This is a genomic window from Micromonospora sp. CNZ285 (assembly GCF_004637285.1).
Genome location: NZ_SPQD01000001.1, coordinates 3,801,550 through 3,826,116 on the forward strand (window position 1 = coordinate 3,801,550; position 24,567 = coordinate 3,826,116).

Here is a 24,567-nt window from a genome sequence, read left to right on the forward strand (position 1 = left end):
ACGGGCCGGGCCCGGACGTGCGTCCGGGCCCGGCCCACCGACCCGACCCGGAGACCCCCGTGCCGCTGCCCCACCCGGCTCGCGTACGCCGGCATCACCGCTCCGCGGACCGCACCGGACGCCTCCGCTCGGTCCGCGTCCAACTGCTGGCCCCGATCCTGGTGGCCACCGCCGGCCTGGTCGTGCTGGGGGCGGCGCAGACCGGCGCCGCGCTCGACGCGTCCACCGACGCCGACCGGGCCCGCGTGCTGGCCGGCACCGCCACCGCGACCGTACGGCTGGTGCACGAGCTGGAACGCGAACTGGGCGAGACGGCCGCGTTGCGCCAGCGCGGCGGTACGTCCGGCCGCCCGCTCGTGGACGCGCAGCGCCGCCGGGTGGACACTGCGGTGGAGCGCTACCGCTCGGCGCAGGGTGACGCGCGCCGGGCCGCCCCGGATCTGGGCGGCGTGCTCGACGACGTGGGCGGGCGCCTGGCGCAGCTCGCGCCGACGCGGGACCTGGCACTGGCCGGTGATCGCGGCGACCCGGCGTACGTGTCGCTCGTGGAGTCGCTGCTCGCGGTGGCGGACGCGCTGCCGAGCCAGCTCCGCGACGCCGAGCTGGCCAACCAGGCGCGCGAGGTGGCAGCGGTGGCCGCCCAGGAGCACCTGTCGGCGCTGGAACGCGACCTGCTGCGGGCGGTGTTCGTCAGGGGTGGACTGGAACGCGGCGAGCTGGCCCGGCTGGGCCGGCTGCGGGGTGCCCGGGAGCAGCGGCAGGCCGAGTTCCTGCGGATCGCCTCCGGCCCGGCGAGCAGGGCCTGGTACCGGCTGGTCGACGGCGCCGACGTGACCACCGCGCGGCGGATGCGGGACGCCGTGCTCGACTCCGACGGCGCGCCGGACGCGTTGAAGACCGACGGCGACGCCTGGTACGTGGCGCAGAGCGGCGCGATCCGCCGGTACAACCTGCTCGGCCGGGACCTGACCGACGGGCTGGACCGGGACGCGGCGGACCTGGCCGGGGCGGCCCGGTTGCGTGCGGTGCTGACCGCCGGTGCGACGAGCACCGTCGCGCTCGGCTCGCTCGTCACCGCCGTGCTGCTGGCGGTCCGTACGAGCCGCCGGTTGCGCCGGCTGCGGGTGGCCGCGCTGACCATGGCGAACCGGGAGCTGCCGGAACGGATCACCGCGATCGCGGCGGGCGAGCGGACCCCGGCGGAGGGCCCGGCGACCCGGATGACCGACGGGATCAGGCGGGGCCGGGACGAGGTGGCGCAGGTCGCCGAGGCGTTCGACACGGTGAACCGGGCCGCGTTGCGGCTGGCCGGTCAGCAGGCCGAGTTGCGGCTGGACGTGACCCGGATGGCGGAGGCGCTGGCCCGGCGCATCCGGACGCTCATCACCCGGCAGCTGCGGCTGCTCGACGACTTCGAGCGCGAGGAGACCGACCCGGACGCGCTGGCCCGGCTGTTCGCGCTGGACCACCTCGCCGCCCGGTTGCGCCGCAACGGGGAGAACCTGCTGGTGCTCGCCGGTGGCGAACCCGGACGCGGGCACGAGGGCGCGTTGCTGCTGGACGACGTGGTGCGGGCGGCGGCCTCCGAGATCGAGGACTACCCGCGGGTGGAGATCGACGTGCCGACCGCGGCGGTGCACGGCACGGCGGCCGGCAACCTGGTGCACCTGCTGGCCGAGCTGCTGGAGAACGCCACCGTCTACTCGCCACCCGAGGCCCGGGTGCTTGTCGACGGCCGGCGCACCGTCGACGGGCTGGTGCTGCGCGTCCGCGACCAGGGCATCGGCGTCAGCGAGAGCCGGCTGACCGAGATCAACGAGCGGCTGGCCGCGCCGGCCACCCTGTCCAGCGCGGCGGCGGGCAGCATGGGCCTGCACGTGGTGGCCCACCTGGCCGCCCGGCACGGGATCCGGGTGCAGTTGCACAACCCCGGTACCGGGACTGTGGCGCAGGTCGACGTACCGGAATCGGTGCTGACCCGGGTCGAGTCGGTGGCGTCCCGGCCGGCCGCCGAGCGGCGGCCGCGCGCCGCGGCCTGGTTCAAGTCCGGGCCGGCCGCCGGCCGCAGCCTCGTCACCAGCGCCACGACCGTCGGGCCGGTGCGCGGCGTCGCCGCGGTCCGCACGCCGGGTGGCGCGCTGCTGGCGCCGAGCACGGCCCGGATCCGGCCGGTGAGCGTGCCGCCGACGCCCGTCCCGACCACCGCCGCCGGGCTGCCCCGGCGGCAGGTGGGCGGCCACCTGCCCGAGCCGATGCCGGACACCACCGCGCCGCCGCCGGCTACCGACCTGCTCGACCCCGAAGTGGTACGTGCCCGGCTGTCCGCCCTCGCCGAGGGGGTGGCCAGCGCAACCCGCCGTGCCCCGAACACCACACCCAACGGGAGAAGACCATGACCTCACCGTCCACCACCGGACTGGACTGGCTGCTGGCGAACTTCGCCGAGCAGGTGCCGGACGTCTCGCACGCGCTCGCGGTCTCCGAGGACGGGTTGCGGCTGGCGTCCTCGCCGGACCTTGCCCCCGACCAGGTCGACCAGCTCTCGGCGGTGATCAGCGGGCTGGCGAGCCTGACCGTGGGCGCGGCCCGGCTGATGTCGGCCGGCCGGGTACGCCAGCAGATCGTGGACATGGACGGCGGGGTGATGCTGGTGATGGCGGTGGGTGAGCGGGCGCTGCTCGGCGTGCTGGCCGCGCCCGGCTGCGACCTGGGCCAGATCGGCTACGAGACGGCGACGCTGGTGCAGCGGGTGGCGGAGGCGCTGGAACCGGCGGTCCGCCGGTGACCGGCCGCGCGCTGCGGCTGACCGCCGCGCTGATGTCGGCGGTGCTGGTGGCCGGGTGCGCGGCCGAGGACTCCGCGCCGGAGGCGTGGCACGGCGGGCGGATCTTCCTGGCCACCGGCAACACCACAGGCGTCTACTACCAGCTCGGCGGCGGGTACGCCGACCTGATCACCCGTCATCTGCCCGGGTACGAGGCGCGGGCCGAGCCGACCGGCGCGTCGGTGGAGAACATCACCCGGGTGGCGAGCGGCGACATGGAGATCGCGTTCAGCCTGGCCGACACGGCGGCGGACGCGGTCGACGGGCGCGGGGCGTTCGACAAGCAGCCGCAGCCGGTACGGGCGCTGGCCCGGGTCTACAGCAACTACACCCACGTCATCGTCCGGGCCGACGGCAAGATCCGCAGCTTCGCCGACCTGCGCGGCAAACGCATCTCCACCGGTTCGCCGAAGTCCGGCACCGACATCATCGCCGGGCGCCTGCTCACCGCCGGTGGCATCGACCCGAACCGGGACATCCAGCGGTTCAACCTGTCGCTGCCGGAGACGGTCAAGCGGATGCGGGCGAAGGGCCTGGACGCCATGTTCTTCTCCGGCGGTCTGCCCACCCCCGGTGTCAAGGATCTGCTCTCGTCCGCGCCGGGCACATTCCGGCTGCTGCCGATCGACGAGCTGATCGAGCCGTTGAGCGCCCGCTTCGGCGCTGTCTACACCACGGCGACGCTGCCGAAGGAGGTGTACGGGACACCCGAGCCGACGCCGACCATCACGGTGGCGAACGTGATCCTGGTGGGGGCGGACATGCCGGACCAGCTGGCGTACGACCTGACCCGGGTGCTGTTCACCTGGCAGGGCGAGTTGATCCAGGTGCACCCGGAGGCGGCGAACTTCAACCGGTCCAGCGCCGCGGCGACCCGCCCGATCCCGTTGCACCCGGGCGCGCAGCGGTTCTACCGCACCGGCTGAGCGCGGGACCGTGCCGCCTCGGTCCGCGCCGGGGCGGCGCCGCGCCCGCTACGGCGTCCAGTCGCGTCGTAGCAGGCCGTAGATCACCAGGTCGGTGAAGCCGTCGCCGTCGTACTCGCGGTCCCGCTGGGTGCCCTCGTGGACGAAGCCGCACCGCTCGGCGGTACGCCGCATGGCCGTGTTGCCGGCGAGCGTCTCGATCTCCAGCCGGCGCAGGTTGCGGTTGCGGAAGCCGTACCGGCAGAGCAGCCGGATCACCTCGGTGCCGTAGCCCTGGCCGCGCGCCTCGGGCAGCAGCGTGATGCCGAGGTGGGCGTACCCGTTGAAGGCGTTGATGCCCCAGAGCACGCCGGTGCCGAGGAACGTGCCGTCGGCGACGGTCTCGGCCAGCAGCGACACCGGAGCGGCGGCCTCCGGCTGCTCGGCGGCGCGCTTCTCCAGCCGGGCCCGGACGTGTCCGACGTGGTGCGGCAGGAACGGCTCGTCGTCGGTGACCAGGTGCAGCTCCGGGTCGCTGTGCAGCCGGAACAGGTCCGGCGCGTCGTCGGGGGTGGGCGGACGCAGGCGGACCCGGTCGGTGGCGAACATGCCGCGACGCTAACGGCGGGCGGGTGGGCCGACAACCGGATTCGACTCCCTACCGACCGGTCGGTAGGGTGATGGGTATGACGCCGCTCGTGCTCGCCACCGCCCTGACCAAGACCTACCGGACGCGCGACGCCCTGCGCGCGCTCGACCTGACCGTCGCGCCGGGCAGCCGGTTCGTCGTTCTCGGCCACAACGGCGCCGGCAAGTCCACGCTGCTGGAGATCATCGCGACGCTGCGCACCCCGACGTCCGGCTCGGTACGCGTCGGCGGCTTCGACACCGTCACGCAGGCGCGGGAGGCCCGGCGCCTGATCGGCCTCGCGCCGCAGTCGAACGCCCTGGACCCGCTGGCCACCCCCACGGAGGTGCTCGACTTCCACGCCGTGGCGCTCGGGCTCGGACGCCGGCAGCGGGCCCGCCGTACGCCGGAACTGGTCGACCTGTTCGGCCTGGGCGAGCACCGCTCGACCCGGGTCGCCAAACTGTCCGGCGGCACCCGCCGCAAGCTCGACCTGGCCGTGGCTCTCGTCGCCGAGCCCGCCGTGGTGATCCTGGACGAGCCGACCACCGGCCTGGACCCGCTCGCGCGCATCGGCTTCTGGGCCGAGCTGACCCGCCTCAACCAGACCGGCACGTCGCTACTCATCTCGACCCAGGATCTCCACGAGGCGGACGTGCTCGCCACCGAGATCGCGGTGCTCCGGGACGGCCGGGTGGTCGCCCAGGGCTCACCGGCGTCGCTGAAGCAGCGCGTCGGCGCCCGTACGCTCACGCTCGACCTGTCCGGCGCCGCCGCCGCAGCCGCGTTCGCCGCCGCGTCCGAGGCCGGGTTCCGCGCCGACGCCGACCGCCCGGACCGGGTACGCCTCAGCGTGCCCGACGACCCGCGCGCCCTGGCGAAGGCCCTGACCGAGGCGGGAGACGCCGCCGCCGGCATCACCCGGCTGCACCTCGCCGAACCCTCCCTCGACGACGTCTTCGTCGCCCTCGCCGCCCGCTGAGGCGTGACCCCACCGCACCCCGAAAGGCCCGGATCCGTGCTCCCGCTCGCCGTCACCCCGCCCCGCCGCTCCCCGGCACCTGTCGTCCTCGCGGCGATCAGACGTTCCACCCGTGCCGTGCTCCGTACGCCCGCGCTGCTTGTCGCCCCGGTCGCCCAGTCCCTGTTCTTCCTGCTCGTCTACGCCGGGCAGCTCGACGCCGTCGGCAGCACCTACCTGGACGGGACGAGCTTCATCGCGTTCCTGCTGCCGCTGATCCTGCTCACCGGCGTCGCCACCGGCGCGGGCACCGCCGGCACGCTGGTGCTGGGCGACCTCGCCAGCGGATACCTCGACCGTCTGCGGCTCGCCCACGGCACCACGACACCGTTCCTCGTCGGCCCGGTCGTCGCCGCGCTGATCGCCGTCGTCCTCCAGATGGCGGTGACAGTGGCCGGGGCCGCGGCGATCGGCTACCGGCCGGCGAGCTGGTCCGGCGTCGCCGGGATGCTGCTGCTGATGCTGACCCTGGGCCTCGGTGTCGCGCTGCTGAGCACGGCGCTCGCGATCCGGTCGGCCTCCGCGTCGGCCACCAACCTGGTCACGCTCGCCGTGTTCGGCCTGTCGTTCTTCACCGGCGTGTTCGCGCCGGTCGACGAACTCGCCGGCTGGATGCGGGTGATCGCCGTGGTCAACCCGCTCACCTATATCGTCGACACCGCCCGCCAGCTCGGCGGCGACGCGGCGCTCACCGCGGCCCCGATCGGCGTGGCGGCGATCGTCACCCTCGCCGTCGCCGGGACCGCGGCGTGCGCCCTCGCCCTCCACCACGCGAGGAAGACCCGATGAGCCCTGCCGACACCCGCACCCAGATCATGGACGCCTTCGCCGAGCAGCTCGCGGCGACCGGCTACCAGGGCATCTCCCTGGTCGGCGTGGGCCGCAGCGTCGGCATCCAGAAGCCGTCCATCTACCACCACTTCCCCGGTGGCAAGGAGGATCTCTACATCGCGGTGGCGGAGCGGTACATCCGCGACGTCGGCGCCCGGATCTCGGCGGCGCTGGCCGGCCCCGGCGACGTGCCGCACCGGCTGCACGCGCTCGCCGCCGTCGCCGCCGGTCAGCGCGGCGCGGTCACGTTCGAGCAGCGCATCTACGACACGCTGCCGCTCGTCTCCGCCGGGACCAGCGAGCACGTCTCGGGCCTCTACGTCGCCCTGATGCTGGCGCCGGTGACCCGGTTCTTCGCCGACGCCCGGGCCGAGGGCGCCGTCACCGGCGAACCGGAGTTCCTGATGAACGCGTTCCTGCACCTGGCCCGCGCGGCCGACCTCACCGACGAGACCGGACCCGCCCGGGTCGTCGCGCTCTTCCTCGACGGCGCCCGCCCACGTGCCTGACCCCGCGTGACTCCGGGCGTGGCGCGGCCTCAGGCGTCGGCGGGGGTGGTGGCGGCCCGTGCCGCCGCGACCAGCCGGGCGGTCTCGGCGGTCACCGCCTCGTCGTCGGCGGGCGTCCCCGGGTCGTAGCGGACCGTCCAGGTCAGGCCGTCGACCCCGGGCACCCGCCGGGCCGCGATCCGCCCGGAGCCGCCGGGCACCTCGTGGTGCGAGGTGTACGCCACCGAGCCGGTGACCCGGGCCCGGACCTGGTGCGGCAGGTCGCCCGGGTCGACGAGCAGGTACGTCTCCGGGAGGCCGTCCGCGACCACCAGGTAGCCGTCGCGCTCGGCGACCGGCTCGGCCGGGGTGACGGTGAGTTCGCGGCCGGACCAGACCGCCTTGAGGATGTCGTGCCAGCCGAGGCGGTCCACCCGGCCGGGCAGCCAGAGCCCGCGGTTGCTGGCCACCAGCACGCCGTCGTTGCCGCCCTCGCCGGTGCCGGCGGCGGCCCAGGCGAGCACGCGCTCGTCGGCGGCCAGCGGCGGCCGGTCCGCCGAGGGCAGTTTCGGCCGGCGGTTGAACAGACCCATCACAAACCTCCGGCGGCCTGCTCGCGCAGTGCCCGTGCGTGCTGTTCCAGCGAGAGCAGTTCCCCGAACAGGGCGAAGTACTCGTCCTTGTTGCTCACCGGGTTGACTCGCTGGATCTTCGACTTCAGGTCACGGATGCGGCCGGTGACCGAACTCCACTGGAGCCGGGCCATGGTGATCGAGACGTACCGCGGGTCGGGCTCGCCGTCGATGCGCAGCGGCTCCACCGCCAGTTCACCGATCAGCGCCTGCCCGGCCAGGTCGTCGCAGGCGTCGCGGACCCGCTCGATCCAGACCGCGCCGCCGGTGGCGCCGGACGCCCCGCCCGCCGCGGCGACGGCGGCGCGTACCGCGAGGTGCACCGGGTGCTGGTAGTCGGTCGCCTCGACCGCGTCGAACATCGGGCCGGCCAGGACCGGCTCCTGCAACGCCAGCTTCAGCGCCTCCCGCTCCACCATGGATCGCGGGCTGTCCACGGTGGGCGCATTGGGGCGGGGGCGCCCGGACGCGGCGGGCGTACCGGGGGCCGGTTGCCCGTTCGCGGCGGCGAGCACCGCGCGCTGCACCGGCTCGATCTCCATGCCGAGGTCGCCGGCGAGTTTGCGGACGTACTCCGGGCGCTTCTCCCGGTCCTTGATCTTCGCCACGAGCGGCGCGGCGCGGCGCATGGCCTCGACCCGGCCGTCGACGGTGTCCAGGTCGAACCGGTTGATCACGTGCCGGAGCGCGAAGTCGACGAGCGGCTCGCGGCGGGCCACCAGGTCGCGTACGGCCAGGTCGCCCTTTGCCAGGCGCAGATCGCACGGGTCCATGTTGTCGGGGCTGACCGCGATGAACGTACGCCCGACGAAGCGCTGGTCGTCCTCGAAGGCGCGCAGCGCTGCCTTCTGCCCGGCGGCGTCACCGTCGAAGGTGAAGATGATCTCCCCGGCCCGCTCGTCGCTGTCGAACAGCACCCGGCGCAGCACCGAGATGTGGTCGCCGCCGAACGCGGTGCCGCAGGTCGCCACCGCCGTCGGCACGTCGGCGAGGTGGCAGGCCATCACGTCGGTGTAGCCCTCGACCACCACCACCTTGCCCTGCTTGGCGATCTCCCGTTTGGCCTGGTCGATGCCGTAGAGCACGTGCGACTTCTTGTAGATCGGCGTCTCGGGGGTGTTGAGGTATTTCGGGCCGTCGTCGTCGTCGAAGAGCTTGCGGGCGCCGAAGCCGATCACGTCGCCGGTGATGTCCCGGATCGGCCACATCAGGCGGCGGCGGAACCGGTCGATCAGCGAGCCGGAACGGGCCGGGCGGGACAGCCCGCCGGTGACCAGCTCGTCGTGGGTGAAGCCCTGCTGACGCAGGTGCCTGGTGAGCAGGTCCCACCCGTCGGGGGCGAAGCCGCAGCCGTACCGCTCGGCGGCGGCCCGGTCGAAGCCGCGCCCGGCGAGGAACTCGCGGGCCGGGCGGGCGCCGGCGGTGGTGAGCTGGGCCCGGTAGAACTCGACGGCGGCGGCGTGCGCGGCCACCAGACGCTGCCGCTGCCCCTGCTGCGGCCGGGTACGCGGCGCGGACCTGTCGTCCTCGACGTAGCGCAACTGGATGCCGGCGCGGGCGGCCAGCCGCTCGACGGACTCGACGAAGCTGAGGTGCTCGGCGTCCATCAGGAACTTGATCGCGTCGCCGCCGACCCCGCAGCCGAAGCAGTAGAACACGTTGCGGGCGGGCGAGACGTTGAACGACGGACTCTTCTCGTCGTGGAACGGGCAGAGCCCCTTGAGGTTGCCGCCGCCGGCCGACTTGAGCGTCACCACCTCGGAGATGACGTCCGCGATGGCGGTGCGCTCGCGGACCAGCGCGATGTCCTCGTCCCGGATCCGCCCCGCCATGACCGCCACCCCCTCGGCGTACATCCTGCCCTGCCGGACCGACGTTCCGGCGGCCGGGGGGACGGGCGTGTGGCCGGCCACGCCCGTCCCCCCGGCTCAGGCCGAGCGGGCCGCCGCGGGGTCGCCGATGCGCGGGAACGGCTCGATGGAGAAGACCACCTCGACCGGCACCTCGAAGTACGCGGCGATGCGCAGCGCCAGGTGCAGGCTGGGCCGGAACTCGCCGCGTTCCAGGTAACCGACGGTCTGGTAGTGCACACCGAGCGCGTCGGCCAGGTGCCGGCGGGAGATGCCCCGTTCGGCGCGCAGCACCGCGATGCGGTTGTGCACGGTCTCGCTCATCGACGCCCTCTCATCCGACCCGCTGCATGGCCCGCTCCCGGCGGGCCGCGACCCGCGAGCCGGACTCCCGGCGGGCCATCCGGCGCAGCACCACCGGGGCCAGCACGAGCCCGAGCACCGCCCAGGCGCCGAGCACGCCGACCGTCTCCAGGTGCCGCCAGGAGCCGCCGAGTTCGACGGCCGCGAGGTCGCCGGGGAGCAGCGCCGAGCGCATGCCCAAGCCTAGCCAGTAGAGCGGGAAGACCTGGGCGACGCCCTGGAGCCAGCCGGGCAGGCCGTTGATCGGGTAGAAGATGCCGGACAGCGCGATGAGACCGAAGATCGGCATCACCACCAGGCCCATGTTGCGCGGGTTCTCCACCAGCGAGCCGATCACCGCGCCCAGCGGCAGCGTCGCCACCAGCCCGAGCGGCACCACCCAGGCCAGCGTGAGCCAGGCGCCGGGGTCGCCGAGCCGCAGCCCGTCGAGGAAGAACAGCCCGGGCGTGAGCTGGATGACCACGCCGATCAGCGCGACCGCCGAGACCAGCACGATCTTGCCGACCAGGTAGCCGAGCATGCCGTCCGGGATGGCCTTGGCGCGCAGCAGCGTGCCGTCCTCCCGGTCGATGACGAGCTGGTTGGCCAGTCCGAGCAGGCCGCCGAAGAGCAGGCCCATGCCGAGCGCGCTGGGCAGCGTACGGGCACCGAGGGAGAAGTCGGTGCCGGGCACCGTCGAGCCGCGCATCCAGAACACGGCGATCAGCAGCACCACCGTGGGGAAGAAGTAGGTCCAGAGATCCTGGCCGTTGGTGAACGTCGCGCGCAGCTCGATCACGCCGCGCCGCAGCCCGGCCCGTAGCGCGTTGGTGGTCGGGTTCATCGGTTCGCCTCCTGCTGCCACACCCGCTCGGCCCGGCCGGTACGGATGCCGGTCTCCTCCTCGTGCACCAGCGCCAGGTACGCGTCCTCCAGGCTGGCCCGGCGGACCTCCAGCTCGCGTATCCGGTCGCCGTGCTCGCGGAGCAGGTCGCGCAGGAACGCGGTGGCGTCGGCGGTGGCGTGCACGTACCGCTCGCCGTCGCGGGTCCAGCGCACCTCGGCGTCCCCCGCGACGCGCCGGGCGAGCTGGTCGGGCGACCCCTCGGCGATGATCCGGCCGCCGGCCAGGATGAGGATGCGGTCGGCCAGCTTCTCCGCCTCGGCCAGGTCGTGCGTGGTCAGCACGATGGTGGTCTCGTCCAGGTCGGCCAGGCGGTGCACCAGCTCGTGGAACTCGCGCCGGGCGGCCGGGTCGAAGCCGACAGTGGGCTCGTCGAGGAACAGCAGTTCGGGGCGGCCGACGATGCCGACAGCGACGTCGAGCCGGCGACGCTGACCACCGGAGAGCCGGGACACCCGGCTGCCGGCGTGCGCGCTGAGGCCCACCGTCTCCAGCAGCTCGTCGACCGGCCACGGGCGCGGGATCCGGTCGGTGGCGTACGGCGCGTAGAAGTCGCCGAGGTGCGCGAGCAGCTCCCGCACCCGCCACTTGCCGTGGTCGCGCCAGGACTGCAGCACCACGCCGAGCCGTGCGCGCCACCGTTCGTCGCCGCGGGCCGGGTCGGTGCCGAGCACGCGCACCGTGCCGGCCGAGGGCAGCCGGAAGCCTTCGAGGATCTCGATGGTGGTGGTCTTGCCGGCGCCGTTGGGCCCGAGCAGCGCCACCACCTCGCCCCGCCGGGCGGTCAGGTCGACGCCGTGCAGCACGTCGACGGCGCCGTAGCGCATACGCAGATCCCGCACGTCGAGGACGAGATCCTCGTCGGGCGGTCGGGGGGACGCGACGGCCCCGGGAAGTTCGACCGCAGTCATGCCTCGGAATGTAGCACCTCTACTACATTCCGGGGTACGCCCGCTCACCGCGGGAACGCGCGGTGAGTCGTCAGGACACGACGGCGGCGGCCTCCTCGGCCTCCACCGCGGCGTTCCAGGCCGGCTTGGTGGACCGCCAGCCCTCGTCGTCCATGCCACGCCGCCAGTAGCCGGAGATGGACAGGTCACCCCGCGGCACGCCGCGCTCCACGCGCAGCAGCCGCCGCAGCTCCTTCACCGCGCCGGCCTCACCGTGCACGAACGCGTGCACCCGGCCGGGCGGGAACTCCAGCGCCCGGACCGCCTCGACCAGCGGCGCGCCGTACGGGCGCCCGTCACGGTGCAGCCAGCGCACCTCGACCTCGCCCGCGCCGGCCAGGGGCAGCTCGTCGGCCGGACCGCCGACCTCGACGTACACCTTCGCCGACGCGCCCGCCGGCAGCCGCTCCAGGGCGGCGGCGATGGCCGGCAGCGCGCTCTCGTCGCCCGCCAGCAGATGCCAGTCGGCGGCCGGGTCCGGCGCGTACGCGCCGCCCGGCCCGGTGAACAACACCCGGTCGCCGGGACGCAGCGCCGCCGCCCACGGCCCGGCCACACCCTCGTCGCCGTGGTGCACCACGTCCACCGTCATCTCACCCGCCGCGGCGTCCCAGGCCCGGACGGTGTACGCGCGCAGGCGCGGCCACTGCTCCGCCGGGAACTCCCGCTTGATCGTCGCCAGGTCGACCGGGTACGGGTAGGTCACCCCGGCCGGCGGGAAGACGAACTTCACGTAGTGGTCGGTGTACGCCCCCACCGGCAGCCCGGCCAGCTCCGGACCGCCCAGCACGAGGCGGATCAGGTGCGGGGTGGGCCGCGTGGTCCGGACGACCGTGGCGGCGGTGAGCTTCTTCGGACGATCCGTCATGCCGCTTAGGCTAGCCTAAGCTCCGCAGGGGCGATCCGGTCAGCTCGGCGACACCAGGCGGGCGTGCCAGGCCAGCGCGGCCGGATCGGTGAGCGAGGCCACCTGGTCGATCACCACCCGCAGCCGCGCGGCGTCGTCCGCCGCGTCCCGCCACAGCGGCGCGAACACCGGGTCGAGCGCGTCCGGCGCCCGGTCCAGCAGCGCCGCCACCAGCCCGGCCAGCACGTCGCGCTGCCGCCCGTAGCGGTCCTCGGCGCCGGGGCGGCGCATCACGTACCGCAGGGCGATGCCCTTGAGCAGCGCACACTGCGCCCGGATCCGGCGCGGCACCACCAGGTCGGCCTCGTAGCGGCGGTGCGGGCCGGGACCGTGGCGCTGCTCGGTGGCGGCCACCACGCCGGCGACGAACCGGCCGGTGAGCACGCTCGTGGTGGCCTTCAACGCGGCGAGCGCGCGGTGGCTGCCGTCGTACGCGGCCAGCGGGGCGAGCACCGGATCGGCCAGCAGGCCGGCGAGCACCTCGCCCAGGTCCTCCGGCGCCTCACCGGAGTAGGTGGCGGCCACGTCGGCGCAGAGCGCCCGCCGCTCGTCCGCGCCGGCCAGCAGCGGGCGCAGGTCGACGTACCCGCCGTGGATGCCGTCCTCGACGTCGTGCACCGAGTACGCCACGTCGTCGGCCCAGTCCATCACCTGGGCCTCCAGGCAGCGCCGCGCACCGGGCGGGGCGCCCTCGCGCAGCCAGTCGAAGACCTGGTGGTCGTCGGCGTACACGCCGAACTTGCGCTCACCGGGCCGGCGCGGCCACGGGTACTTGCTCACCGCGTCCAGCGCGGCCCGGGTCAGGTTCAGCCCTGCCGAACGCCCGTCCGGGGTGAACACCTTGGCCTCCAGCCGGGTGAGCACCCGCAGCGTCTGCGCGTTGCCCTCGAAACCGCCGCAGGCGGCGGCCAGCTCGTCCAGCGCGTACTCGCCGTTGTGCCCGAACGGCGGGTGACCCAGGTCGTGGGCCAGCCCGGCGGTGTCCACCACGTCCGGGTCGCAGCCCAGCCGGGCGCCCATCTCGCGGGCGATCTGCGCGACCTCCAGCGAGTGGGTCAGCCGGGTACGCAGAAAGTCGTTCGTGCCGGCGGTGTGCACCTGCGTCTTCGCGGCGAGCCGGCGGAACGCCGCCGAGTGCAGCACGCGGGCGCGGTCCCGCTCGAACGGCGAGCGGCCGTACCCGGTGTCCTTGGGCGCCTCGTCGACCAGCCGCGCCGCGTCGTCAGCCCCGGTCACCGTTGCCGCGTTGGCGCAGAACGCAGAACTCGTTGCCCTCCGGGTCGGCGAGCACCGTCCACTCCACGTCTCCCTGGCCGATGTCGACGTGCCGGGCGCCCATGTCGACGAGGCGCTCCACCTCGGCCTCCATGTCGGCCGGGCGCAGGTCGATGTGCAGCCGGTTCTTCCCCTCCTTCGGCCCGGCGACCGGGACGAAGACGAGACCGGGCAGCGTGTCGGGAGTCCGGCGGATCTCCACCTCGTCCGGCTTGTCGGTGATCACCTGATAGCCGAGGGCCTCCGCCCACCAACTGGCGAGCCGGGACGGATCCCGGGCGTCGACTACCAGGTTCTCCCAGACGGCGGTCATGTGGACACCCCTCCTGATCGACACGCGGCGGAAGCTCAGGTTACGCCGAGGAGACCGGAAAGGCGCGCCGGGCGGTACGCGGGGCCGCCGCCGAGCACCGGCGACCCCGCGCCCTCCTCAGCGGGAGTCCGAACCCGTGGTGGTGATGGCCGCGCGGCCCGCCTCCAGCCGGGCCACCGGCACCCGGAACGGCGAGCAGGAGACGTAGTCCAGCCCGACCTCGTGGAAGAAGTGCACCGAGTCCGGGTCACCGCCGTGCTCGCCGCAGACGCCGAGCTTCAGCCCCGGACGGGCCGCCCGGCCCTCCTCGGCGGCGATGCGCACCAGCCGGCCGACGCCGTCGGTGTCGATCGACTCGAACGGCGAGATGCCGAAGATGCCCAGCTCCAGGTAACGCCAGAAGAACGCGCCCTCCACGTCGTCGCGGGAGAAGCCCCAGCCCATCTGGGTCAGGTCGTTGGTGCCGAAGGAGAAGAACTCGGCCGCCTCGGCGATCTGCCCGGCGGTCAGCGCCGCCCGGGGCACCTCGATCATCGTGCCGATCAGCACCTCGACGCCGCTGTCCCCGACCACCTCGGCGATGATCCGCTCGGCCTCGGCGCGTACCGTCTCCAGCTCCTGCACGGCCCCGACCAGCGGCACCATGATCTCCGGGCAGGCCGTGCCGCCGTCGCGGACGACCGCGACGGCGGCCTCCGCGATCGCGCGGACCTGCATGGCGAACAGGCCCGGGATGACCAGGCCGAGCCGGACGCCACGCAGGCCCAGCATCGGGTTCTCCTCGTGCATCCGCCGCACTGCGGCGAGCAGCGCCTCCTCCTTCGCGACGTCCTCGCCGCGCTCCTGGGCGACCGCGACGTTCACCGCGAGCTGCTCCAGCGGGGGCAGGAACTCGTGCAGCGGCGGGTCGATCAGCCGCACGGTGACCGGCAGGCCGTCCATCTCGCGGAAGATCTCGATGAAGTCGGCCCGCTGCAGCGGCAGCAGCGCGGCGAGCGCGTCCTCCCGCTCCCGTTCCCCGGAGGCCAGGATGAGCCGCTCGACCAGCTCGCGCCGGTCGCCGAGGAACATGTGCTCAGTGCGGCACAGGCCGATGCCCTCGGCGCCGAAGCGCCGCGCCCGGGCCGCGTCCGCGCCGGTGTCGGCGTTCGTGCGGACCCGCAGCCGCCGCGCGGCGTCGGCGTGCGTCATGATCCGGTGTACGGCGCGGACCAGCGCGTCGTCGATGTTCTCCGGGTCGAGTTCGCCCTCGAAGTACTGCACCACCTCGGACGGCATGACCGGCACCTCGCCGAGGTAGACCTTGCCGGTGGTGCCGTCGATCGAGACCACGTCGCCCTCGTTCACCACGTGGCCGCCCACTGTGAACTTCTTCGCCGGCACGTTCACGTCCAGCTCGTCGGCGCCGGAGACGCAGGTCTTGCCCATGCCGCGGGCCACCACGGCGGCGTGGCTGGTCTTGCCGCCCCGGGAGGTGAGGATGCCCTGGGCGGCGATCATGCCGTTGAGGTCGTCCGGGTTGGTCTCCCGGCGGACCAGGATCACCGACTCCCCCTCGGCGGCCAGCTCGACCGCGCGGGCCGAGGTGAAGACGACCTTGCCGGACGCCGCACCAGGGGAGGCGCCGATGCCCTTGGCGACCGCCTCGAACTCGTGGTCGAGCTGGAAGCGCGGGAACATCAACTGGGCGAGCTGCGCTCCGTTGACCCGGTGCAGCGCCTCGTCCAGGTCGATCAGGCCCTCGTCGACGAGCTGCCCGGCGATGACGAACGCGGCGGCGGCGGTGCGCTTGCCGACGCGGGTCTGGAGCATCCAGAGCTTGCCGCGCTCGATGGTGAACTCGATGTCGCAGAGGTCCTTGTAGTGCTCCTCCAGCCGGGCCATGATGCCGAGCAGCTGGTCGTAGGAGGTCTTGTCGAGCTGCTCCAGCTCCTGCAACGGCACCGTGTTGCGGATGCCGGCCACCACGTCCTCGCCCTGGGCGTTGGCGAGGTAGTCGCCGTAGATGCCCTGCGCGCCGCTGCCCGGGTCGCGGGTGAACGCGACGCCGGTTCCGGAGTCGGGACCGAGGTTGCCGAAGACCATCGTCACCACGTTGACGGCGGTGCCCAGGTCGGCCGGGATGCGCTCCTGCCGGCGGTAGAGCACCGCCCGCTCCGCGTTCCACGACTCGAAGACCGCGCGGATGGCGAGGTCGAGCTGCTCGCGCGGCTCCTGCGGGAACTCGCGGCCGGTGTGCTTGGCGAAGATCTTCTTGTACGCGTCGACCAGCCCGCGCAGGTCGTCGGCGTCCAGGTCGAGGTCGTTGTGCGTACCCTTGGCGCCCTTGATCTCGTCGAGCGCGTGCTCGAACTCCTCGCCCGGCACCTCGCAGACGGTCTTGCCGAACATCTGGATCAGCCGCCGGTACGAGTCCCAGGCGAACCTGTCGTTCCCACCCGCCTGGTTGCTGAGGCCGATCACGCTGCGGTCGTTGAGGCCCACGTTGAGGACGGTCTCCATCATGCCCGGCATGGAGAACTTGGCGCCGGAGCGGACCGAGACCAGCAGCGGGTCGTCCGGGTCGCCGAGGCGCCGGCCCATCTCGCGCTCCAGGGACTCCAGGTGCGCCTCGATCTGCGCGGCCAGGCCGTCCGGCTCGCGCCCGGTCGTCAGGTACGCCTTGCAGGCCTCTGTGGTGATCGTGAAGCCGGGCGGAACCGGCAGGCCGAGATTCGTCATCTCGGCCAGGTTGGCCCCCTTGCCGCCGAGCAGATCCTTGAGATCCTTGTTGCCCTCGGCGAAGTCGTAGACGTACTTCTGCTCGACCGGATCGTGCGCTGCCACCAGAGCCTCCCACGCGCGCCATTGACACTTAACGAAGGTTCAGTTCGGACATACCCCGGTAGTGACCACCGGTAATCCCGGCTCGTCAGCGTCGGTGGGGCGAAGGCTAGGCGAGTTTCGAGAAACCTGGGAGCGTTCGGTGACTTTCGGCACAACGGTCACCACAATCCGCGTTCGTACGGGTTTTTGGGAACGCTTCCACGAGCACGATCACGCAATTCCGCTTCCCCTCGTACTCTTGACGTCACTGCATCTCGCGGAACCTGACCTTTGCCATATCCCGCGCGAATACACCCTCGGAGCCGTCGCCGTGCCGACAAACCCCGCCGCCCCGGAGACCGGGCCGGAGCCGACCGACACCCCTCCCACCAGCCCTTCCGCCGACCTGCCGCCGCCGGATGGGGCCTCGCCCGGCGCGCCCGCCCCGGCTAGCGCGGCGGCGTCTCCCGCCGGCCTGCCCGGTGTAGCGGCGCCCGCCGACGGCCTGCCCGGTGTGGCGGCGTCCTCCGCCGAGCTGGCCCGGGTCGCCGCGGGCCGGGCCGCCGGGGTGCTCGCCGGGCCGGCGCCGATCAGGCTCGACGACGTGGTGCCGGCGCCCGAGCAGGTGCGCCCCGACCCGGCGGGTGACTTCACGCTGAGCGCGGACGCGGTGCTGCGGGTCAGCCCCGCCGGGCGGGACGTGGCCGAGCAGCTCGCCGGCTGGCTGCGCCCGGCCACCGGCTTCCCGCTCCCGGTCACCGGCACCACCGAGGGCGGCCCGCTGACGCTCACGCTGTCCGCGGCGGCTTCCACCGGGCCCGGCGGGTCGGACGGGTCCGACGGCTCCGGCGGCTCCGGCGGCTCCGGCGGCTCCGGCGGGCCGGACGGCTCTGGCGGGCCGGACGGCTCTGGCGGGCCGGACGGCTCTGGCGGGTCGGGCGACGTGCGGCTCGGCGACGAGGGCTACCGCCTCGACGTGACCGCCGGCGGCGTGCGGATCACCGCCGCCGCCCCGGCCGGGCTGTTCCACGGCGCACAGACGCTGCGGCAGCTGCTACCCGCGCCGATCGAGAACCCGGCCGCTGTCGCCGCGCGCTGGGCGGTACCCGGCGGCACGATCGTCGACCGGCCGCGCTTCCCCTACCGGGGCGCCATGCTCGACGTCGCCCGCCACTTCTTCCCGGTGGAGGACGTACTGCGGGTGATCGACCACCTGGCCCGCTACAAGCTCAACCACCTGCACCTGCACCTCACCGACGACCAGGGCTGGCGGATCGCCGTCGACTCCTGGCCCCGGCTCGCCGAGGTCGGCGGCACGACAGCTGTCGGCGGCGGCCCTGGCGGCTGGTACACCCGTGACGACTACCGCCGCATCGTCGCGTACGCCGCCCGCCGTCACGTCACTGTGGTGCCCGAGGTCGACCTGCCAGGTCACACCAACGCGGCGCTGGTCGCGTACCCCGAACTGGCGCCCGGCAAGGTCGCGCCGCCGCCGTACACCGGCACCGAGGTCGGGTTCAGCTTCGTCGACCCCGCCGACGAGCGGACGTACGCCTTCGTCGCGGACGTGGTCGGCGAGGTGGCCGCGCTGACGCCCGGGCCGTGGCTGCACCTCGGCGGCGACGAGGCGTTCAAGGTGCCGGCCGACAGCTACCGCGCGTTCGTGGCGCGGGCGCAGCGGCTGGTCGCCGCCACCGGCAAGACCGTCGTCGGCTGGCACCAGCTCGCCCCGGCCGAGCACGTCGACGGGCGCGTCCTGCAGTGGTGGGGCACGAACGGGGACGACCCGGAGACCGCCGACGCGGTACGCCGCGGCGCCCGGCTGATCCTCTCCCCCGGCAACCACGCGTACCTGGACATGAAGTACGCCCCGGACACCCCGATCGGACACGACTGGGCCGGTCTGATCGACGTACGCCGGGCGTACGAGTGGGATCCGGCCACTCACGTGCGGGGTGTACCGGCCGAGGCGGTGCTGGGGGTGGAGGCGCCGCTGTGGACCGAGTCGGTCACGACGATCGCCGAGGTCGAGTTCATGCTCTTCCCGCGCCTGCCCGCCGTCGCCGAACTCGGCTGGTCACCGCGCGAGACGCACGACTGGTCCCGGTTCCGCAGCCGGCTCGCCGGCCACGGCCCGCGCTGGTCCACCGCCGGCATCACCTTCCACCAGTCCCCCGACATCCCCTGGCCCACCACCGCACCCCAGATCCCCACCCAGCCCACCCCCACCCCCACCACCCCCTGACCGCACAGGCGTCGCCCAACCCCGTCGATCATCCACGGGCCGGTGACGTCCAGCCGCCCCTCGCCGGCGCGCGCTCCTCCCGAGCGCCCGAGATCTTGGTACGAAACCGCCCGCCCCCAGAGGGCGCCGATCTACCAAGATCTCGAAGCTCACCCACCCACGAACCCGACATCGGGCACCCCACGCGGCTCACTCCCCCACCGGATCGGTGATCAAGGAGTTTGTGTCCGGCGCACGGCCTCAGACGGACACAAACTCCTTGATCAACGGGGTGGCCGGGTGGCTGCGGCGGGGGCGGGCGGGGGTTGGGGTCGGCGGCGGCCCTGATGGGGTCGGTGTCCGGAATCGGGGTGGTCGGGGTCACCGGTGGGGTGGAATCGGGGGTGGGCGCGGGGCGTTGTACATGGCAGACCGCGCCGCACCCGCCGACCGCCCGCCCCCTCGGGCCGGGAATCAGGCCGGGACGCCGGTCGTTACATCACCGGGCCGCCGAGCAGGCCGACAGCGCCCGCCGAGCCGGCCCCATCGCCGGACAGCGCCCCCGGGAATGACCCCGGACCCCCGGTCGTTACATCCCCGAGCCGCCGGAGCAGGCCACCCCCCTGGCCGCCCGAGCGAGCCACCGGCCCGACGCACATCCGGGCCACCTGATCTTTATTCGCGGCATCCCCCATCGCCGCGTACCCCCGACAGAGAGGCAACTGATCATGGCTACCACTCTGCTGCGCAAGACCGCTCTGACCGTCGCCGGTATCGCCGCCACCGCTGGTGGCATCGCCGGCCCCGCCATCGCCGCCCAGGCCACCCCGGCCGAGCGCGCCGCCCAGGTCGTCACCAACGACCGCAAGCACGGCGAGCGTGAGCTGGGCGTGCGCTACGAGGCGCAGCCGAACTTCTACTTCTGTGGCCCGGCTGCGGCCCGTAACGCGCTGAGCGTGCAGGGCAAGAACATCGACGTGCACGCCATGGCCGAGGAGATGGGCACCACCGAGGACGGCACCAACTCCATCAACGACATCACCCCGGTGCTGAACAAGGAGACCGGCAAGGACGTCTACAAGTCGACCGAGATCCCGGTGGACAAGGCCGGTGAGAAGGTGGAGAAGCTGCGCGCCGACGTGGTGCGCACGGTGGACGACGGCCGGGCCGTGGTGGCGAACATCGCCGGCACCGCGACCGACACCGACGGCAACACCCACTCGTTCGAGGGTGGCCACTACATCAGCGTGGTCGGCTACCGCGACGGCGGCAAGGTCGTGACGATCGCCGACTCGGCGAACCCGAACCAGGCCTCGTACCGCATGGACGTGGACGCCCTGGCGCACTGGATCGCCAGCCGCGGCTACAGCTCCTGACACATCGGCACAGCGAAGGGCCCGACCCCGAACGGGGTCGGGCCCTTCGGCGTCTCTCAGCCGCCGGAGTCGTCCAGCTCGGCGCCGTCCGGCGGGGTGTCGTCGTCGCGGCTGGCCAGCCAGCCGTCCGGCAGGAAGACCTTGCCCGGGGAGTTGGTGCGGCCGCGCGGCTGGCCGAGGTTCTCCACCGGGAAGGGTACGGCCGGGTCGAGCTTGCCGAGCAGGTCGTCGAGCTGCGCCAGGCTCTCGATCATGGCGAGCGAGCGGCGCAGTTCGCTGCCGATCGGGAAGCCCTTCAGGTACCAGGCGACGTGCTTGCGGAAGTCGGTGCAGCCGTCCCGCTCGCCCCGGGCCGGGTTGCGCGCGCCCGCCACGAACTGCTCCACCAGCAGCTCGGCGTGCCGGCGCATGGTCACCGCCACCTCGCCGAGGCTGGGCAGCCGCCGCTCGGCGCTCCCGTTGAACGCGGCCTCCAGGTCGGCGAACAGCCACGGCCGGCCCAGGCAGCCGCGCCCGATCACCACGCCGTCGACGCCGGTGTGCGCGACCATCCGCAGCGCGTCGTCGGCCTCCCAGATGTCGCCGTTGCCGAGCACCGGCACGTCGAGCGCCGACTTGAGCGTGGCGATCGCGTCCCAGTCGGCGGTGCCGGAGTAGCGCTGCGCGGCCGTACGCCCGTGCAGGGCGACCGCCGCGACGCCCGCGTCCTGGGCCGCCAGCCCCGCCTCGACGTACGTCAGGTGGTCGTCGTCGATGCCCTTGCGCATCTTGACGGTGACCGGCACCCCGGCGGGTGACGCGGCGTCCACCGCGGCCTTGACCAGCCGGGCGAACAGCCGGCGGCGCCACGGCAGGGCCGAGCCGCCGCCCTTGCGGGTCACCTTGGGCACCGGGCAGCCGAAGTTGAGGTCGATGTGGTCGGCCAGGTCGCGCTCGACCACGATGCGTACGGCGGCGGCGGTGATCTCCGGGTCGGTGCCGTAGAGCTGGAGGCTGCGGGGCTGCTCCTCGGCACCGAAGGCGATCATGCGCAGCGTCTTCGGGTTCCGCTCGACGAGCGCCCGAGTGGTGATCATCTCGCAGACGTAGATGCCGCCGCCCTGCTCACGGCAGAGCCGGCGGAAGCCGACGTTGGTGATCCCGGCCATCGGCGCGAGCACCACCGGCGGCCACACCCGGTGCGGGCCGATGGTCAACGCAGGCAGGGTCGGAGCAGTCACCTGACCAGTGTAGGGAGGGGTTCTCGGGTATCGACGCCTACCGGGCCGCCACCCGATGCGGCTCGGTCGACCGCGTGGTCCCGGGCTCCCTCGCCGGCATGATCAGCAGCAGTGCGAGGACACCCAGCCCGCCCGCCACGGCGCCGACGAACTGCACGACGCCGTAGCCGACCCCGGCGGCGAGCAGCGTGAGGAAGACCGCCACGGAGATCGCCCCGGCCACGTGGGTGGTCGACTCGAAGACCGCCGAGGCCGTTCCCTGGTCGCCCGGCGGAGCGTCACCGACACACACCCGGGTCAGCCCGACGTAGATCGGACCGGCGCTGAGCCCCCAGGCGACCAGGATCGTCGTCACGAGGATCAGCGGGCCGCCCGCGCTGACCGCCACCAGCGCGAGCGTGACCGCGCACAGGGCCAGCGCCACCGTGACGACCCGCCGCGCGCCGCTCCGGCGGATCAGCGCACCCGCCGGAGCGGCACTGACCAGCGCGCCGAGCAGCACCGGGGCCAGCACCAGCCCGGCGCCCGCCGGGGACAGGCCGTGGACCTCCTGGAGGTAGAGACTGCCCACGACCACCACCACCGCGTACGCGGCCGAGTGGGCGGCGAAGGCGAGGCAACCGGCGACCAGCGGGCGCGACCGGAGCAGGGACGGCCGGACCAGCGGATCGGCCACCCGCCGCTCGACGCGCACCAGCAGGAACAGCAGCACTCCGGAGGCGGCGACCGCGCCGAGCGCGACCGGGTCCGGACCCGACTCGGCGATCCGGTTGGCACCGAAGATCAGCGCGAGCAGCATGCCGGTGGCGAGGACCGCCCCGGCGAGGTCCAGCCGCTGCCGGCCGCCCGGGCCGGGCCGGCTCGCCGGCAGCAGCAGCCGGGCCGCCACCATCGCCACCAGTCCGACCGGCACGGTGGCCAGGAAGACCCAGCGCCAGCCCAGGTGCGAGGTGATCAGGCCGCCGACGATCGCCCCGGCCAGACCGGCCGTGTTCGCGGCGGCGGCGACCACCGCGAACACCCGGCTGCGCCACGGCTCGTCGGGGAAGTACGTGGCCGCCGACGCCAGTGTCGCCGGGATGGCGAGGGCCGCGCCGGCACCCTGCAGCACCCGCCCGATCAGCAGCGGGAGCAGCGCGGTCGCCAGCCCGGCCAGGGCCGAGCCGAGAGTGGCGAGCGCGAGGCTGACGACGATCAGCCGGCGTCGCCCCCACAGGTCGCAGAGCCGGCCTCCGAGCAGCAGCAGGCCGCCGATGCTCAGTGAGTACAGCGTCACGACCCACTGGAGGCGGCCCGGGTCGAGGCGGAACTCGTCGCCGATGCGCGGCAGCGCGGTGGCCACCGCCAGGCTGTCGAACAGCACCAGGAACATGGCGCTGGCCAGGACCAGCGCGGTGGGCCACCGATGCGCCACCACGGCGGGCGCCGGGGTGACGGACGGTCCGGTGGTCGCCTGCCGCATCTCGCCCCCTCCGCTGCCGCTGAGGGATCTGCTACCCGGTGCTCCCGCCGGCTAACGACACCAGGCTCGCGGGATTCAGACACGTCGACCTGTCGTCCCGCGCCGGAGACGCGACGAGGGGCGCCGTCGGCGACGGCGCCCCTCGTCGTGCGACGTCAGCAGCCGGGCAGGCGCTCGATCAGGTAGCGCTCGACCTGGTCCAGCGAGACGCGCTCCTGGGCCATGGTGTCCCGGTTCCGGACCGTCACCGCGTTGTCGTCGAGCGTGTCGAAGTCGACGGTGACGCAGAACGGCGTGCCGATCTCGTCCTGCCGGCGGTAGCGGCGGCCGATCGCCTGCGAGTCGTCGAACTCGACCACCCAGCGCTTGCGCAGGTCGGTGGCGAGCTGCTTGGCCTTCGGCGACAGCGCCTCGTTGCGCGACAGCGGCAGCACGGCGACCTTGACCGGGGCCAGTCGCGGGTCGAACCGCATGACGGTGCGCTTGTCCACGCCGCCCTTGGTGTTCGGCGCCTCGTCCTCGTCGTACGCCTCCAGCAGGAACGCCAGCACCGCGCGGGTGAGGCCGGCGGCCGGCTCGATCACGTACGGCATCCAGCGCTCGCCCTTGCCCTGGTCGAAGTACGACAGGTCGACGCCGGAGTGCTTGCTGTGCGTGGACAGGTCGAAGTCGGTGCGGTTGGCGATGCCCTCCAGCTCGGCGAACTCGCTGCCGCCGAACCGGAACCGGTACTCGATGTCGACGGTGCGCTTCGAGTAGTGGGAGAGCTTCTCCTTGGGGTGCTCGTAGAAGCGCAGGTTCTCCTCGGACAGGCCGAGGTCGAGGTACCAGTTCCAGCGCTCGGAGAGCCAGTACTCGTGCCACTGCTCGTCGGTGCCGGGCTCGACGAAGAACTCCATCTCCATCTGCTCGAACTCGCGGGTCCGGAAGATGAAGTTGCCGGGGGTGATCTCGTTGCGGAACGACTTGCCGGTCTGCGCGATGCCGAACGGCGGCTTCTTGCGGGCGACCGTCTCCACGTTCTTGTAGTTGACGAAGATGCCCTGGGCGGTCTCCGGGCGCAGGTAGTGCATGCCCTCGTCGCTCTCCACCGGGCCCAGGTAGGTCTTCATCAGGCCGTTGAACATCTTCGGCTCGGTGAAGGTGCCCTTGTTGCCGCAGTTGGGGCAGTTCAGCTCCGTCAGCGAGGTCAGCGGCTTGCCGTGCTTGGCCTCGTACGCCTCTTCCAGGTGGTCGGCCCGGAACCGCTTGTGGCAGGACTGGCACTCGGTGAGCGGGTCGACGAACTCGGCGATGTGGCCGCTGGCCTCCCAGACCTTGCGGGCCAGGATGACCGCCGAGTCGAGGCCGACGACGTCGTCGCGCTGCTGCACCATGGTCCGCCACCACTGCCGGCGGACGTTCTCCTTCAGCTCGACGCCGAGCGGACCGTAGTCCCACGCCGACCGGGTGCCCCCGTAGATCTCGCTGGAGGGAAAGACGAAGCCCCGGCGCTTGGCGAGGCTGGTGACGGCGTCGATACGGTCGGCTGGCATGTTTCCTCCTACGCCGGCTGGCGGTCGGCGCGGTTGAGATGGATAAAACCGGGCTGTTCGGGACAACGGTACGAC

21 protein-coding genes are annotated in these 24,567 nt (G+C 73.4%); 8 read left to right on the forward strand and 13 right to left on the reverse strand.

The window, feature by feature from the left end; translation table 11 throughout:
* The first annotated feature begins 59 nt into the window (after positions 1 to 59).
* From CLT75_RS17115 to CLT75_RS17125, 3 genes are read left to right on the forward strand one after another with little or no spacing between them, the layout of a single operon-like run.
* Positions 60 to 2,396 (forward strand): nitrate- and nitrite sensing domain-containing protein, encoded by a 2,337-nt coding sequence (locus CLT75_RS17115; protein WP_135241542.1) that lies wholly within the window; start codon positions 60 to 62, stop codon positions 2,394 to 2,396.
* Positions 2,393 to 2,785 (forward strand): roadblock/LC7 domain-containing protein, encoded by a 393-nt coding sequence (locus CLT75_RS17120; RefSeq protein WP_135241543.1) that lies wholly within the window; start codon positions 2,393 to 2,395, stop codon positions 2,783 to 2,785. The genes CLT75_RS17115 and CLT75_RS17120 overlap by 4 nt, the downstream gene beginning before the upstream one ends.
* Positions 2,782 to 3,750, forward strand: a complete 969-nt coding sequence (locus CLT75_RS17125) for a TAXI family TRAP transporter solute-binding subunit (RefSeq protein WP_135241544.1) — start codon at positions 2,782 to 2,784, stop codon at positions 3,748 to 3,750. The genes CLT75_RS17120 and CLT75_RS17125 overlap by 4 nt, the downstream gene beginning before the upstream one ends.
* Positions 3,751 to 3,798: 48 nt before the next feature.
* Here the strand turns inward: CLT75_RS17125 and CLT75_RS17130 are convergent, their stop codons facing one another.
* Complete coding sequence (locus CLT75_RS17130) at positions 3,799 to 4,338, reverse strand: GNAT family N-acetyltransferase (RefSeq protein ID WP_135241545.1); 540 nt, start codon at positions 4,336 to 4,338, stop codon at positions 3,799 to 3,801.
* A gap of 77 nt (positions 4,339 to 4,415) precedes the next feature.
* On the opposite strand from CLT75_RS17130, the gene CLT75_RS17135 reads away from it, so the two are divergent.
* From CLT75_RS17135 to CLT75_RS17145, 3 genes are read left to right on the forward strand one after another with little or no spacing between them, the layout of a single operon-like run.
* Positions 4,416 to 5,339 (forward strand): ABC transporter ATP-binding protein, encoded by a 924-nt coding sequence (locus CLT75_RS17135; RefSeq protein ID WP_135241546.1) that lies wholly within the window; start codon positions 4,416 to 4,418, stop codon positions 5,337 to 5,339.
* Between the two features lie 36 nt (positions 5,340 to 5,375).
* Positions 5,376 to 6,167 carry an ABC transporter permease gene (locus CLT75_RS17140; RefSeq protein WP_135241547.1) on the forward strand — a complete coding sequence of 264 codons (792 nt, stop codon included), beginning with the start codon at positions 5,376 to 5,378 and terminating at the stop codon, positions 6,165 to 6,167.
* On the forward strand, positions 6,164 to 6,718 hold the full coding sequence (locus CLT75_RS17145; RefSeq protein WP_135241548.1) for a TetR/AcrR family transcriptional regulator: 555 nt from the start codon (positions 6,164 to 6,166) through the stop codon (positions 6,716 to 6,718). Before CLT75_RS17140 ends, CLT75_RS17145 begins: the two co-directional genes overlap by 4 nt.
* A gap of 29 nt (positions 6,719 to 6,747) precedes the next feature.
* Here CLT75_RS17145 and CLT75_RS17150 read toward each other — a convergent pair whose 3' ends face one another.
* From CLT75_RS17150 to ppdK, 9 genes are all read right to left on the reverse strand, one after another.
* On the reverse strand, positions 6,748 to 7,290 hold the full coding sequence (locus CLT75_RS17150) for a hypothetical protein (protein ID WP_135241549.1): 543 nt from the start codon (positions 7,288 to 7,290) through the stop codon (positions 6,748 to 6,750).
* Complete coding sequence (dnaG, locus tag CLT75_RS17155; protein WP_135241550.1) at positions 7,290 to 9,185, reverse strand: DNA primase; 1,896 nt, start codon at positions 9,183 to 9,185, stop codon at positions 7,290 to 7,292. Before dnaG ends, CLT75_RS17150 begins: the two co-directional genes overlap by 1 nt.
* Positions 9,186 to 9,257: 72 nt before the next feature.
* Positions 9,258 to 9,503 (reverse strand): helix-turn-helix transcriptional regulator, encoded by a 246-nt coding sequence (locus CLT75_RS17160; RefSeq protein ID WP_135241551.1) that lies wholly within the window; start codon positions 9,501 to 9,503, stop codon positions 9,258 to 9,260.
* Between the two features lie 10 nt (positions 9,504 to 9,513).
* Positions 9,514 to 10,365 carry an ABC transporter permease gene (locus tag CLT75_RS17165; protein WP_120568541.1) on the reverse strand — a complete coding sequence of 284 codons (852 nt, stop codon included), beginning with the start codon at positions 10,363 to 10,365 and terminating at the stop codon, positions 9,514 to 9,516.
* Entirely contained in the window at positions 10,362 to 11,336 is a 975-nt protein-coding gene (locus CLT75_RS17170) for an ABC transporter ATP-binding protein (RefSeq protein ID WP_135241552.1), read from the reverse strand. The genes CLT75_RS17165 and CLT75_RS17170 overlap by 4 nt, the downstream gene beginning before the upstream one ends.
* A 70-nt stretch (positions 11,337 to 11,406) precedes the next feature.
* Entirely contained in the window at positions 11,407 to 12,243 is an 837-nt protein-coding gene (locus CLT75_RS17175; protein ID WP_135241553.1) for a siderophore-interacting protein, read from the reverse strand.
* A gap of 39 nt (positions 12,244 to 12,282) precedes the next feature.
* Positions 12,283 to 13,518, reverse strand: a complete 1,236-nt coding sequence (locus CLT75_RS17180) for a deoxyguanosinetriphosphate triphosphohydrolase (RefSeq protein WP_135241554.1) — start codon at positions 13,516 to 13,518, stop codon at positions 12,283 to 12,285.
* Positions 13,505 to 13,870: a VOC family protein gene (locus tag CLT75_RS17185; protein WP_135241555.1), complete on the reverse strand. Its 366-nt coding sequence runs from the start codon at positions 13,868 to 13,870 to the stop codon at positions 13,505 to 13,507. The genes CLT75_RS17180 and CLT75_RS17185 overlap by 14 nt, the downstream gene beginning before the upstream one ends.
* Positions 13,871 to 13,987: 117 nt before the next feature.
* The gene (gene ppdK / locus CLT75_RS17190; protein ID WP_135241556.1) at positions 13,988 to 16,696 is read right to left on the reverse strand and encodes a pyruvate, phosphate dikinase; all 2,709 of its coding nucleotides are present in this window, start codon (positions 16,694 to 16,696) and stop codon (positions 13,988 to 13,990) included.
* A gap of 310 nt (positions 16,697 to 17,006) precedes the next feature.
* Between ppdK and CLT75_RS17195 the strand changes: the two genes are divergently transcribed.
* A complete protein-coding gene (locus CLT75_RS17195; RefSeq protein ID WP_135241557.1) occupies positions 17,007 to 18,920 on the forward strand; it encodes a beta-N-acetylhexosaminidase in 1,914 nt (637 codons plus the stop codon).
* A gap of 707 nt (positions 18,921 to 19,627) precedes the next feature.
* Positions 19,628 to 20,275, forward strand: coding sequence for a C39 family peptidase (locus CLT75_RS17200; RefSeq protein ID WP_135241558.1), 648 nt, complete (start codon positions 19,628 to 19,630; stop codon positions 20,273 to 20,275).
* A gap of 56 nt (positions 20,276 to 20,331) precedes the next feature.
* On the opposite strand, the gene dusB is transcribed toward CLT75_RS17200, so the two are convergent.
* The 3 genes from dusB to CLT75_RS17215 all read right to left on the reverse strand — a co-directional run bounded on the left by dusB (position 20,332) and on the right by CLT75_RS17215 (position 24,492).
* Entirely contained in the window at positions 20,332 to 21,495 is a 1,164-nt protein-coding gene (gene dusB, locus CLT75_RS17205) for a tRNA dihydrouridine synthase DusB (protein WP_128138319.1), read from the reverse strand.
* 37 nt (positions 21,496 to 21,532) lie between these two features.
* Positions 21,533 to 22,957, reverse strand: coding sequence for an MFS transporter (locus tag CLT75_RS17210; protein ID WP_135241559.1), 1,425 nt, complete (start codon positions 22,955 to 22,957; stop codon positions 21,533 to 21,535).
* A 155-nt stretch (positions 22,958 to 23,112) separates the two neighbouring features.
* A complete protein-coding gene (locus tag CLT75_RS17215) occupies positions 23,113 to 24,492 on the reverse strand; it encodes a glycine--tRNA ligase (protein ID WP_013475540.1) in 1,380 nt (459 codons plus the stop codon).
* Positions 24,493 to 24,567 lie beyond the last annotated feature (75 nt).